Source organism: Coprobacter fastidiosus (assembly GCF_030296935.1).
Lineage (GTDB): Bacteria > Bacteroidota > Bacteroidia > Bacteroidales > Coprobacteraceae > Coprobacter > Coprobacter fastidiosus.
Genome location: NZ_AP028032.1, coordinates 272,455 through 285,439, shown reverse-complemented (window position 1 = coordinate 285,439; position 12,985 = coordinate 272,455). Strand labels below are relative to the sequence as shown.

Genomic DNA, 12,985 nt, shown 5'->3' with positions numbered 1-12,985 from the left:
AAGCTATATCTCATAAAAAATCCGAGAAGCTACAATGTAACTTCCCGGAGTCTCATAAATTATTAAATTCTTAATTATTCTTCACCTTAATGCCGAAAGAACAATATGTCAGATATAATATGCAAACCAAAATAACTGCGACAGATCCGTTCTGACTTCCAACCAAATCCGTAGCATATCCCATTAAAGGAGGGACAATCGCTCCACCAAAAACTCCCGTAATCATTAAACCGGAAATTTCATTCGCTTTGTCGGGACGACTTTGTAATGCCATAGAGTAAATAACAGAGAAAATACTTGAACATACAAACCCTACTAACCCGATCATTGTGTATATTAACATCAAATCATTCACAAAAAACAGAGCTAACATACCTAAAATCGCTATAAGAATATTGATCCGGAAAAATTTAACAGGTGAATATTTCGCTAATAAGGCCGTACCGACAAAAGCCCCGACCGTACGACAAGCAAAATATACGCTCGAACCGAATCCCGCGGCATCAACAGCCATACCACAACGTTCTATTAGCAATTTCGGAGCAATAGTATTCATTCCTACATCTGTACCTACGACAAACACTATTCCTAAGAAAAGGAGCAAAATCGTTTTATCTTTCAATAATCCGAATGTCGCTCCGAATGACGAAGCTGAATCGGGTTTTTCTTCCTGAATAGGACTAACCAACAGCCAAAGCGTAGAAATCAAAGTTATTACAGCAAAAATAGGGAAAAGATATTCCCAAGATCCGAAAAAGCTCAAGGCAAATGCGGCAATAAACGGTCCGCAGAATGATGATATTGCCTTAATAACTTGTCCTCCGGTTAACGAACTGGTCAAAGCATCGCCTTTTACGACATTGGTCAATAACGGATTTAAAGAAACTTGTAAAATCGTATTTCCAATTCCTAAAAACGCAAAAGCGACCATACAAGATACCAAGTTGTAAGAAATAAAAGGCAACATCATTCCCACAATGGTTATAACCATACTTACCAAAACTGTCCGCTTCCGTCCAATTTTATTCATCACGATAGCTGTAGGAACGGACAGAAGTAAAAACCAGAAAAATACTGCAGAAGGGATAAAACCTGCTAATGTTTCGGACAATCCGAAATCGTTTTTTACATAAGAGGTAGCCATACCGACTACATCACAGAATCCCATGATAAAGAATCCGAACAGCACTGCGAGAAGTGCCGATAATGAAGTTTTGTTTTTCATCTGAGGTCAATTGTGTGTATTATTAATGAACCAAAATTATGCAAAATGATCGTAATAGCGATATAAAATAGCAGATTTTTTTAGAGTTTCTCTGAATTTCTTAAGAAAAAAGGGATAATACAGATATTAATTTAAATGATAAAACAATATATATCTTACTATATATAAATTATTTATCCAAGATATCGGTTATCAAAATCTCACACAAATATTTTTTTAACTATTCGTTTTCGGTTACTATAAGAACCTGCCTAAATTTTCCAACAAAAAAATATTATCTGGTCATCTTTACGTTTTCTTCCGTTCTATTTCCCGTTTTCACTCATCAGATAGCCCCGCTCTATCATCCTCACAAAAATAAAATACGAAATAAGATTTTAAACTGTATCTAAAAAATATATTCCCTGAAATTACTTATTGTATTTCAGGGAATATATTTTTACCTCGCTTAAAACCTTCACCAGCCGACAGAAGGAATTACTAATAATGGTGTATCTGCATGGAATAACATCTTATGAGCAATACTCGGATTGAACAACCTTGCAAATATATTTCTCTTTCGTGTCGTCATTGTTAATATGTCTATTTTCTCATCTCTGATAAACTTTTCTACACTATTCAAGAAATCATCTCCATCCAACATCATATAAGCAACTTCACGTCCTGGGTAATGTTTATCGAAATATTCTTTCATCCCTGCCAATTTGATCTCATTCCAAGCGTCCCGCTTCGTATTCATATGAACGAAATTGACTTTAAAATCATACGAACCGAATAACCTCATAAATGTATCTATCGCTATCAAATCTTGTTGATCGAAGTTTGTAAAAAACGCAATGTTATTTACCTCATCAATCATCGTAAACGGAACACTTTCCGGAACGGCAAATACAGGGAATTTTGTAGAATCCAGAACTTCTGCCGTGACACTTCCTATCAAATCAAGTTCTTTTTGGCTTTTTCCGCGCGTACCCATTACAATCAACATAGGGTTGTATTCCTTACTGTAATGATTGATTTCATCTTCCGGAATGCCTTCCCGAAGAATATAATCGAATTCTACGTCCGGCAGTAACCCTTCGGCAATCTGCTTATGTAAAGTCTCGACAAAACGAGCCATATCTTTTCCTACTCGATCTTGCACCTGTTTCAGCGCTTCATCTTCAGAAACTTCATAAGTAAATGTATCGGTGATTGGTATAGCACCCGGAAAATACGGGCTGAAATAAGCGTGGAATAGCATCACTTTGGCATTATGAGCCTTTGCAAAATCAAAGCCGATCTGACAGGCTTTAAAAGAATAGTCGGAAAAATCGACCGGAATTAGAATTTTCTTTTCGTGATTTTTATTTTTATCTTTTTGATGATCTTTATCATCGAAAAGCGAATATTGTTCTAAAATTTGAAGAGCATGCGGTAAATCCTGTTCTCTGATTCTTACGCGTACGCCTGACGATATTACCGGCTGTATCAGATTTACGTTTTGGATAGCCACCGGGATATCCTCGTTCTCCAGAATGCCTTTTATAATCTGAGCCTTTTCATACGTATAAATGGCTATAGTGATTAATTTATCATCGCCCATAACGCAAAAGTTTAAAAATTATTTACTTCTATTTTTCTTCGGCCATGCTATTCTCTTCTTGAAGAATAGACATCGCCATATCATATATAGTAGTGTTGTCCAATACGACTATACCACCGTCAGGACCTGGTTCTATGTGCAGACCGCAATTTTTCCCGTATTCATAATTATTTCCACCGAAATAATTACGTACTGTTTGTACTGTTACATTCAACTCATCTGCAATTCTGTGCATAGAACCATCGGGTAAACAATCTTTGATACGGCGAAGTTCATTAAATGTTATTGTTTTAGTCATAGTCGTTAATGTTTTAAATGGTTAATAGCTATGGTTTGTAATACGCATTAAATTTATATTTAAAAATCCACATTTCCAAATTTATCGGACTTTTTTATCGTTCATTCTAATAAAAAAACTCACAGGGAAAATTTTCTGTGAGTTTTTCAGTATAAATTAACAGGGTTTACTTTATTCTGAAATTAATCCAAGGAGATAGAATCAATATAGCCAAAAACGTAACATAAATTACAGCAACAATTATACGAACATCCTTATTATTATAATAAGGAGAAAGATTCCCTTGAAGCCATCCTCGTTTTACTGCATTACTGCGCCCCGTAACATATAGATAATAACCTCCCCATCCGGTCAATATTCCCCAAACACTTCCTGCTAAAATATCTCCCGGATAATGAACTCCTAAATACATACGGGAATAACATGTCAACAAAGCCCATATAATAGCAGTAATCGTATATAATTTATTTCTGAATAATAACGCAGTAAAAGTTACCAAACCGGCAGCATTCGCAGCATGACTCGATATGAAACCGAATTTTCCGCCCCGATATCCGTTTGCAATAGTAACGAACTGAGAAAAGTCCGGATCTTGAGCCGGTCTGAAACGGGCAAAATAAGGTTTACAAATCGTCGAAGCGAATTGATCGCATACAGTAACGACAAGAATCATCATTAATATTGTCCATAACGCATCTTTCCAGTTTTTTCGAAAATACACCCAAACAAATGACAAAATAAGCGGTATCCAGATATATTTTCCGGTATATACCCACATAACCTGATCCCAATATACAGTATGATATCGATTGAACAATAACAATATTTGTTGATCTATCTTGATAAGTTCCTCAAGCATAATGTCTTTATAAAATAAGATTACACAAAGCGACAAAATGCTTCCGCCGTTTTGTGTAATTTAATAAGCGTTCTTTATATTTTTACTTCAAATTATTTCGATTTGATTTGTCGGTATCCAACCTCTATTTCCGTCTGCCAACAAAATTTCAGACCAATCTCCAACTTTATCCAAAAGTTTCACTTTCGTACCTTCATGCAAAACAAAAAGATCTGTTCCGCTTTCAGCCGGTGAACTTTTAATCGTTATCGTCGGCGCAAAGACTATGGCTTCGTTACGCTCGGTTATTTTATCTTTTTGTTCCGATGCAAAACTATTTGAAAATATGGAAACCAATAACAATAATAATCCGGCAAAAAATCCTATTTTCCGCAATAATACATTTCTTGTAAAGAAATACAAATAAATACCTACAATAAAAAGCAGAAAACTAATAATACCTAATATAGCCCAACTGTTTGACGACAAAGTATTTATCAGAGAATGAATCCAAACGGTCAAAAAGAATGAGCCTACCGGTTCTATTTTATCTGTTATATGACTGTTCGCCATATTCAAATTAAAACGTGCATCTTCGTTTCCCGGAGAGAGCAATAATGCCCTTTCGTAATTCAATATAGCTTTTGCATATTGCTTATCTTTATAATAGGCATTTCCTAAATTGTAGTATAAATCTGAAGAGATTCCTTCATCTTGAAGAGCTTTCTCATATAATTCTGCTGCTTTTTTATAATCTTCTCGACTATATGATTGATTTGCCTGATTCAATAATTCTTGTCCCCAAACAACAGCAGTGAGGCAGAAAAAAAACAGAATACTATATATTTTTTTCATATCGATATCTCTATTTATTTTTTTACGGTATTTTCCATTTTTCCTATCGCTTCCACCGTATCCGCATACAGTTTATCCATTGCACTATCTGATTGGGAAGGTGCATACTGAGCAAATTCGCAGGTATCCAATATTTCCATAAAATGATTTACCAAATCTTCACTTGCTCCATATTTAGCTAATTCGGTAGCCACATTATCCCGAGTCAATTCTGATAACGGTAAACTTAATTTATCGCTCAAATATCCCCATACAGCCTGCAGGACTTCATTGTAAAACGCTTCTTTTTGATGTTCTTTTAAATATTTTCCCGCAGCTTTCAACCTTCGAGTCGCTACTTTATTGGCTTTCTTCGTTTTCATTAAAGTAACATTTGCATTCTCCCGAGCCTGCTTCCGATTGATAATTACAAATATAATAAAAAACAATGCAGGCAAAATATACCACAGCCAATATCCCGTACTTCCCCACATAATAGACGGAGATTTTTGCAAATGCAAATTTCCGGTTTTAATAAAATGAATATCTTGATTCAACATTTGCAAAGCTTCTTTATCCGTAAAATTGGAGATCTGAGATGAAGAACCGCCTGTGCCTTTTTCTACTTTTAAATGATATTCCGGTGTTGTCAAAGTCTTATAGCTATTCGAATGAACGTCGAAATATGAAAAATCAATTCCCGGAATAACAAAATCTCCTGCATTACGAGGGATAGCTGTATATTCTATCGTGCGGACACCTTCTACTCCGGACGTCGTATTTTGAGTTTTCACATCAATCTTTGGATCATAAACCTCAAAATCTGCAGGGAATTTGATCTCCGGATTCTTTACATATTTAAGATTTCCCACCCCTTTGATCTGCAATTTTACAGTTACGGCTTCATTGGTTTTCAAATTCTCTCTATTTATAGAAGATGTAACCGTAAATGTTCCTACTGCTCCCATATATGAGGCCGGTTTTCCTGCAGGCAACGGCAATACTTCTACCGTAACCGGTTGTGTACGCACTGTCTTTTTTACTTCCTGCAAACCTCGCATCATACCGAAAGGTCCTCTCATAGGACGAACGACCTGTAATGCCATATCGAATTTACCGGGATTAATCGTTATTTTCCCCGAACGTTGAGGAAATAACAAAGCTCTCTTAATCACAACTGTCGTATAATTAGCTCCGTCATAGTGATCTAACTCAAACTGAGGATTCTGAATCGGCATATCCTGAACTACAAAGCCGTCAAAACTCGGAAAAGTATAATTCTCAAGTCCCATATTGGCAGCTTTGGTATATAATTTTATAGTTGCCAATATAGCTTCTTGCTCATATACCTTTGTTCTTGAAAGTATCAAACGGGCAAATGTCGTTGCGTCTGTTCCTGCAGAACTCTGAGCCGAAGGTACATATTCCCTGTCATCATCAGAACCACCATCGGAATTTTTATCCGGAGGCAAAATTTTTAAATTGAGAGTATTGGATGTCAATTGTTTTCCGCCTGCCCGAATAGTTGCAGATCCTATCTTATAAGTTCCTTCTTTAATCGCCTTTAACGTATAAGTGTAAGATTCTTCTGTTTGAGTTGTTGTTTTTCCATTTATACTGGTAAACTGCGACCCTTGAGAAACTGCCGGACCAAAAAGAACATTACATCCGGGAAATTCCGGGACTCTTAAATCTTGACCATTTGCATTGATTAACGTAAATGTTATCTGGAATGTCTGCCCTTTAATTACCTGTCCCGGCGCCGAAGCAGAAAATTTCACCCCATCAGCAAAACCGGATGAAATAGTACTGAAAAAAATCGCTATTATGAAAAATAATTTTTTCATTTTTATATATACTATTTTTTATTACTTATATAGACTGATATTTCCGTTGAGCTTCATTAAACCTCTTTTCACGAGTTTTTTCACTCTCCGGCAATATTTTTATTTTTACTTTTTTTGTCTTCAAAACATTACCATTTACATCTACTGAAGCAGAAGGGAACTTAACTTTTCCAGTCTTCTTTGCCTTCAATATCAATGTATATACCGTTTCGATCGGAGTACGCCCCCAAAACGAAAAACCTCCATTGCGAGAAACCTCTGGTCCGTAAACCAATTCGCAATTTTTTACTATAGGAAGATTAAAATTTTCTCCTTGTGCATTTTTTAAAACAAAAACAGCCTTAAATGTTTTCCCCACTTCTACTTTTTCCGGGACAATCAATTCAAAACGCACATTATTTCTTCCATAAGTCGCAACACTTATGAGAAAAAATATGAACACAGTGAATTTTGCTTTTTTTATCATGCCGAATAAGTTTTAATCTTTACATTATCATTACCATTCCTTGTCCGTCTTCTTTCGTTTCTGCTGTTGCATCATAGCTTTACGGACTTTTTCTTGAGTATTCCGTTCATCTTGCTGCATAGCATCCAATATCTGTTGTGCATTTTCTTTAGACATTTGAGGAGAAGATGATTGTTGTTTATCCTGGTCTTTCTTATCCTGTTTATTGTCTTTAGGATTTTGCTGTTGATTTTTATCTTGGTCCTTATTATCTTTATTTTGGTCTTTTTGGTCTTTATTATCCTTATTCTGATTTTTATTTTGATCCTGATTTTTTTGGTCTTGTTGTTGTTTCTTTAAAAGCAACTGAGCCAAACGCAAATTATAGCGTGCTTCGTCATCTTTCGGATTACGCCGCAATGCATTTTTATACGCATCTATACTCTCAGCATATTTTTTATCCTGCATAAATACATTTCCCATGTTGTACCAAGCTTGAGCACTTTTTATACTATCGGTTTCCAATGTCGCCGCTTTTTTATATTGTTCGAAAGCTGCTTCATATTTTCCTTGACGAAACAATGAATTTCCCAAATTATACATTCCCATCCATGAGTCGGGATTGGCATCCAATGCCTTTCTGTACTCAATTTCCGATTCGGTATATTTCTCATCGGAATATAGTTTATTTCCGCCACGAATGCTGTTTCGTTCAGCTTTTTTATTTACTTCTTTACTTGAGGACATAGGTTCTTTTGCCGAATTCTGAGCAGAAAGTACGGTAAAACAACACAATGAAACTATCATTATTATATATTTCATAACCTTTCCGTTTTAAGTGTCCGGTCTATTTATCGACCAAAAACAATTTTATTTAGTAAAGAAATTAAATTTCTTCATCCACTCGTTTTTCCGATCTAAAATAAAAATATCAACCAGCAACAACAAAAGTACAATCCAAGCAAGTCCTTGAAACTGTTCGTCATATTCCGAATATACTTTACTTTCGATATCTGATTTTTTCATTTTTTTTATCTGGCTGGTCAGAGCCCGCAAAGCGCTGTTCGTATTATCCGCCGTTACATAAATACCCTCTCCGGCTTTAGCAATTTCTTGTCCCATCTGTTCATTCAATTTAGTAATGACAACATTTCCCTCATTGTCTTTTCTGAAATCACTACTTTCATTACTCATCGGAATAGGAGATCCTTGTGGAGAACCTATTCCGATCACATCCACACGAATACCTTTTTTTGCAGCTTCTGCAGCCATTGCAACCGCATCATCTTCATGATTTTCTCCATCTGTAATCACGATAATCGCTTTATCGGCACTTTCATCCGGAGTAAACGAATTCATTGCCAAACTAATCGCCCTTCCTATTGCTGTCCCTTGAGTAGGAACCATATTGGGATCGATACTGGACAAAAACATTTTTGCCGAAACAAAATCTGAAGTTATCGGTAATTGCGTATATGCATCTCCGGCAAACACGATTAATCCGACTTTATCGTTATCCAATTCATCGACCAACTTAGATAACATCATCTTGGCTTTTTCCAAACGACTCGGATTAATATCACGAGCCAACATCGAATTAGAAACATCCAACGCCACTACTATTTCTACACCTTGTTTTCTCACAGTCTCCACTTTTGCTCCCATTTGAGGTCTGGCAATCAAAAATACCAAAACAATCAATGCCAACTGTTGTAAAAAGAACTTTGTTCCCGGTTTATATTTTGAAACATCCGGCATCAAAGGTTCAAGTGTTTTTACATGACCAAACTTTGCCAAATTTTTCTTTTTTTTGTACACACTATAAAAGTAAAGCACCCATATTAGCGGTACTATAAGAAGAAAATATAAATATTCTGGTTGTGCAAATCGAAACATAATCAAATCATTTAAGGAATGTTTCTTAATAGAGTATTTCTCAAAACAATCTCACAAATCAACAAAATCAGAGCCATCATTGCCCACGGCATAAAGTTCTCTTCTCTACGGCTAAATTCCGTTACCGTCAATTTTGTTTTTTCCAACTTGTCGATTTCTGAGAATATATTTTTCAAAACACCTTTATTCGTAGCCCTGAAATATTCTCCTCCCGTAGTAGAGGCAATTTGTTTCAAAGTAACTTCATCTATTTCTACTGGAATATTCTGATATTCGATACCATACGGGGTCTGAACCGGATACGGAGCAGTTCCTTGTGTCCCTACTCCAATCGTATATACTCGAATACCGAACGATTTTGCAATCTGTGCAGCCGTAACCGGAGCAATATCCCCAGCATTGTTAGTACCATCTGTTAACAATATTATCGTCTTCGACTTTGCCGGACCGTCTTTAATACGATTTACAGCTGTTGCGAGTCCGTCTCCGATGGCTGTCATATCGGCAATCATACCGCACTGAACATCTTTCAATAAGTTCAACAAGACGGCATGATCTGTAGTCATCGGACACATTGTAAAACTTTCTCCTGCAAATATTACCAACCCGATATTATCATGCGTACGCCCGGTTATAAATTGTGCCGCAACATCTTTTGCCGCATCGATACGATTGGGCTTAAAATCTCGTGCCAACATACTTGTCGATATATCTAAAGCGACGACAATATCAACCCCTTCTGTCGTTTGGTTTTCCCACTTATCTGTCGATTGAGGACGGGCCAACGCTACAATCACACATGCAACAACGCCTAAACGCAAAATAAAACGCAAATGTCGCAAATAAGCCTTATAAGTCGTCGGCAATTTATCAAAAGCGAAAGTTGACGAAACCTGCAATGAGGCTTGGGCTTTTTTTTGCTTCATAATATACCAGACTATTGCCGGAAGAAGCAAAAGTAACAACCATAAATATAGAGGATTCGCAAATATCATAATTCATCTTTTTTATCAGAACCGGATATAGAGGTTTTATCTCCATCGATCTGTACTCCGTTTTCTTTTTTCTCTTCGTTTGTAGAGGGCTGTTCTTCAACGACTTTCGTCTCTTCAACAAAAGTTATTGCATCCCGCATTGTTGCTTCATTATCATCCGGAAGTGGTCTCATTTTTGCAAATTTCACAAAATCAGCCATTTCCAAAATTTGTTTTAACTGTGTATCAACAGCTTTAGTCTCTTTATTAGAACGCAAAACAGACAAAATCTGAGATGATGTCATCTCCATTGCATTAATATGAAAACGATCATCAATATATTCACGCAAAATCTCAGTTAACCGAGTATAGTACTCTTTTTCCTGCCCATTCTGCCAAAGTTTATCTTCCTTTAAAACCGCCAAAGCTTTTAATGCACGCTCGTGTGGAGGCAACAGATCCTCCGGAGAAACAGTCTTCTCTTCGGGTCTCTTTTTCTTCCTATAATAAAGATATCCGGCAACGATCAAAGCCAATAAAATAATGATACCTATAATTGTAAGAAGTGTATCCGAAATATAATCGAACAATACAAACGGAGGCTCTTGTACTCCTTTTATATCAATTGCAGCCTGAGTCGTATCAACTTCTACCGGAACGACTTTCAAACTCAATGTCTGAGTAGAAAATGTATCATTGTTTAAAATATACCGAAATGGCGGTATATAATAGAAACCCGAATCAAAAGAGGTTACTAAAATATCTCTATTGATTTGAATGCGATCATTGCCCAACAACACGGTGTCAGGCTTCGAAACATTCAATATTTCTACTCCGGTAACCAATGTATCATTTAAAACCGGCATAGAAATCATTTTATTTTTATCCTGTACGAGTTCCAGATGTATCCGCGTCTGCTCTCCCATCCATATAGATGCCGAATCCATTCGAGCTCGAACGACAGGGTCTCCGGCAAAAACCGGACAAACTATAAAGATAGCCGACACCACTGCGAAAAACTTCATCAATAATTCCTTATAAATATCTTTCATTTCAGAATTTCTATTTTTATCCGTTATAAGGTTTATCATCCCCTATGCTTAAACAGATTCATCAAAGCCAATACGTAATTTTCATCCGTAGCGATAGCAGTTATATCGACTCTGCTCTTGCGAGCAGCATCCAACACACGACTTTGACGTTGAGACCACCATTGCGAGTATGTATCTCTCACCCTCTTGGAAGAAGTATCGATCCACTTTTCCTCACCCCGTTCGGAGTCCTGCATTTTCATCAATCCGACATTCGGAAGTTCGGTCTCTCTCTTATCATACACCTGAACAGCTACGACATCATGCTTACGGTTGGCTATCGATAAAGCATTTTTAAAATTTTCTTCGGTAATAAAATCCGAGATAAAAAATGCCGTACATCTTTTTTTGATAGCATTAGTCAGATATTCTAATACCAAAGACAAATTCGTGCCCGTGTGTTCAGGCTGAAAATCGATTAACTCCCGAATAATATAGAGAATGTGCTTCTTTCCTTTTTTCGGCGGAATAAATTTCTCTATTTGATCCGAAAAAAAGATGACTCCTATTTTGTCGTTATTTTGTATTGCAGAAAATGCCAATGTTGCGGCAATTTCAGTTATCACCTCCTTTTTCGATTCACCTACAGCACCGAAATTACGGCTACCGGAAACATCGATAAGCAACATAACTGTTAACTCCCGCTCTTCTTCAAAAACTTTGATATAAGGTTTGTGATGACGGGCTGTTACATTCCAATCGATATCCCGAACATCATCTCCAAACTGATATTCCCGAACTTCGGAAAAGGCCATACCTCTCCCTTTAAAAGCCGTATGGTACTGCCCCGCAAAGATATTACGGGATAGTCCCCGCGTCTTTATTTCGATCTGGCGGACTTTTTTTAATAATTCTGTCGTCTCCATACGTTATAATTCTCCGGAATATTCTTATTTAGGGAACTTCTACCTTATTCAATATTTCACTGATCACCTCCTCAGACGTAACATTGTTTGCTTCTGCCTCATAACTTAAACCGATGCGATGCCGCATCACGTCATGACATACAGCACGAACGTCTTCAGGAATCACATATCCTCGTTGTTTCAAGAATGCATACGAACGAGCTGCTAAAGCCAGATTGATAGATGCACGTGGCGAAGCTCCGAATGAAATCATATCCTTTATATCTCCCAAACCATAGTCTTGAGGAAAACGAGTTGCAAATACGATGTCAACGATATAGCGTTCGATTTTCTCATCTATATATACTTTCCGGACGATATTACGCGTCTCGATAATTTCCTCAGCCTTTAATACAGGTTGAACTTTGGCTCTTTCTCCGGATATATTCTGACGGATAATCAATCTTTCTTCTTCTTTTTTAGGATAACCTATGATTACCTTCAACATGAAACGGTCAACTTGTGCTTCAGGCAGAGGATATGTACCTTCTTGTTCGATCGGGTTTTGAGTAGCCAAGACAAGAAACGGATCATCCAATTTATAAGTTTCCTCTCCGATTGTCACCTGACGTTCCTGCATCGCCTCTAACAAAGCACTCTGTACTTTTGCCGGTGCACGGTTTATTTCATCTGCCAAAACGAAATTTGCAAAAACAGGCCCTTTCTTTACCTGAAACTGCTCTTTTGCCTGACTATATACCATCGTACCGATCACATCGGCCGGAAGTAAATCGGGAGTGAACTGAATACGATTATACTTAGCATCAATTAATGAAGCAAGTGTCTTAATAGCCAATGTCTTTGCCAATCCGGGAACACCTTCTAACAAAATATGTCCGTTAGACAACAATCCGATTAAAAGAGAATCCACAAGATGTTTTTGCCCCACAATGACCTGATCCATGCCCATTGTAATCATATTGACAAAAGAACTTTTGCTGGCAATAAGTTCATTAAGTTCTCGAATATCAACTGTTTGACTCATATTTTTTCTTTTTAAATGAGTTATTTATAGTTATCGGTTTATTTTATTCTATGTAACGTTGC

General features: G+C 36.8%; 13 protein-coding genes. All 13 read right to left on the bottom strand.

The window, feature by feature from the left end; translation table 11 throughout:
- Positions 1-70 precede the first annotated feature (70 nt).
- Positions 71-1,225, bottom strand: a complete 1,155-nt coding sequence (locus tag QUE35_RS01100; RefSeq protein ID WP_009316796.1) for an MFS transporter — start codon at positions 1,223-1,225, stop codon at positions 71-73.
- Positions 1,226-1,682: 457 nt separating this feature from the next.
- On the bottom strand, positions 1,683-2,810 hold the full coding sequence (locus tag QUE35_RS01095) for a universal stress protein (RefSeq protein WP_022599462.1): 1,128 nt from the start codon (positions 2,808-2,810) through the stop codon (positions 1,683-1,685).
- A 28-nt stretch (positions 2,811-2,838) separates the two neighbouring features.
- Positions 2,839-3,108 carry a hypothetical protein gene (locus QUE35_RS01090; RefSeq protein WP_009316794.1) on the bottom strand — a complete coding sequence of 90 codons (270 nt, stop codon included), beginning with the start codon at positions 3,106-3,108 and terminating at the stop codon, positions 2,839-2,841.
- Between the two features lie 166 nt (positions 3,109-3,274).
- The gene (locus tag QUE35_RS01085) at positions 3,275-3,967 is read right to left on the bottom strand and encodes a phosphatase PAP2 family protein (protein WP_009316793.1); all 693 of its coding nucleotides are present in this window, start codon (positions 3,965-3,967) and stop codon (positions 3,275-3,277) included.
- A gap of 87 nt (positions 3,968-4,054) precedes the next feature.
- Positions 4,055-4,801: a tetratricopeptide repeat protein gene (locus QUE35_RS01080; RefSeq protein ID WP_022599464.1), complete on the bottom strand. Its 747-nt coding sequence runs from the start codon at positions 4,799-4,801 to the stop codon at positions 4,055-4,057.
- A gap of 14 nt (positions 4,802-4,815) precedes the next feature.
- Positions 4,816-6,627, bottom strand: a complete 1,812-nt coding sequence (locus QUE35_RS01075) for a BatD family protein (protein ID WP_022599466.1) — start codon at positions 6,625-6,627, stop codon at positions 4,816-4,818.
- A gap of 25 nt (positions 6,628-6,652) precedes the next feature.
- The gene (locus QUE35_RS01070) at positions 6,653-7,093 is read right to left on the bottom strand and encodes a BatD family protein (protein ID WP_022599468.1); all 441 of its coding nucleotides are present in this window, start codon (positions 7,091-7,093) and stop codon (positions 6,653-6,655) included.
- 30 nt (positions 7,094-7,123) lie between these two features.
- Positions 7,124-7,894 carry a tetratricopeptide repeat protein gene (locus QUE35_RS01065; RefSeq protein ID WP_031258029.1) on the bottom strand — a complete coding sequence of 257 codons (771 nt, stop codon included), beginning with the start codon at positions 7,892-7,894 and terminating at the stop codon, positions 7,124-7,126.
- Positions 7,895-7,942: 48 nt separating this feature from the next.
- Positions 7,943-8,968 (bottom strand): vWA domain-containing protein, encoded by a 1,026-nt coding sequence (locus QUE35_RS01060; RefSeq protein ID WP_022599471.1) that lies wholly within the window; start codon positions 8,966-8,968, stop codon positions 7,943-7,945.
- 11 nt (positions 8,969-8,979) lie between these two features.
- Positions 8,980-9,963 carry a vWA domain-containing protein gene (locus QUE35_RS01055; protein ID WP_022599473.1) on the bottom strand — a complete coding sequence of 328 codons (984 nt, stop codon included), beginning with the start codon at positions 9,961-9,963 and terminating at the stop codon, positions 8,980-8,982.
- Positions 9,960-10,994 (bottom strand): LPXTG cell wall anchor domain-containing protein, encoded by a 1,035-nt coding sequence (locus tag QUE35_RS01050; RefSeq protein ID WP_031258031.1) that lies wholly within the window; start codon positions 10,992-10,994, stop codon positions 9,960-9,962. Before QUE35_RS01050 ends, QUE35_RS01055 begins: the two co-directional genes overlap by 4 nt.
- 35 nt (positions 10,995-11,029) lie before the next feature.
- On the bottom strand, positions 11,030-11,899 hold the full coding sequence (locus tag QUE35_RS01045; protein WP_022599477.1) for a DUF58 domain-containing protein: 870 nt from the start codon (positions 11,897-11,899) through the stop codon (positions 11,030-11,032).
- A gap of 28 nt (positions 11,900-11,927) precedes the next feature.
- Positions 11,928-12,923, bottom strand: coding sequence for an AAA family ATPase (locus QUE35_RS01040; protein WP_009316784.1), 996 nt, complete (start codon positions 12,921-12,923; stop codon positions 11,928-11,930).
- Positions 12,924-12,985 lie beyond the last annotated feature (62 nt).

Coding starts and splice junctions, on each gene's coding strand:
- QUE35_RS01080 (WP_022599464.1), bottom strand. CDS start 4,801: ATGAAAAAAATATATAGTATTCTGTTTTTTTTCTGCCTCACTGCTGTT.
- QUE35_RS01090 (WP_009316794.1), bottom strand. CDS start 3,108: ATGACTAAAACAATAACATTTAATGAACTTCGCCGTATCAAAGATTGT.
- QUE35_RS01095 (WP_022599462.1), bottom strand. CDS start 2,810: ATGGGCGATGATAAATTAATCACTATAGCCATTTATACGTATGAAAAG.
- QUE35_RS01100 (WP_009316796.1), bottom strand. CDS start 1,225: ATGAAAAACAAAACTTCATTATCGGCACTTCTCGCAGTGCTGTTCGGA.
- QUE35_RS01050 (WP_031258031.1), bottom strand. CDS start 10,994: ATGAAAGATATTTATAAGGAATTATTGATGAAGTTTTTCGCAGTGGTG.
- QUE35_RS01070 (WP_022599468.1), bottom strand. CDS start 7,093: ATGATAAAAAAAGCAAAATTCACTGTGTTCATATTTTTTCTCATAAGT.
- QUE35_RS01065 (WP_031258029.1), bottom strand. CDS start 7,894: ATGAAATATATAATAATGATAGTTTCATTGTGTTGTTTTACCGTACTT.
- QUE35_RS01060 (WP_022599471.1), bottom strand. CDS start 8,968: ATGTTTCGATTTGCACAACCAGAATATTTATATTTTCTTCTTATAGTA.
- QUE35_RS01075 (WP_022599466.1), bottom strand. CDS start 6,627: ATGAAAAAATTATTTTTCATAATAGCGATTTTTTTCAGTACTATTTCA.
- QUE35_RS01040 (WP_009316784.1), bottom strand. CDS start 12,923: ATGAGTCAAACAGTTGATATTCGAGAACTTAATGAACTTATTGCCAGC.
- QUE35_RS01085 (WP_009316793.1), bottom strand. CDS start 3,967: ATGCTTGAGGAACTTATCAAGATAGATCAACAAATATTGTTATTGTTC.
- QUE35_RS01045 (WP_022599477.1), bottom strand. CDS start 11,899: ATGGAGACGACAGAATTATTAAAAAAAGTCCGCCAGATCGAAATAAAG.
- QUE35_RS01055 (WP_022599473.1), bottom strand. CDS start 9,963: ATGATATTTGCGAATCCTCTATATTTATGGTTGTTACTTTTGCTTCTT.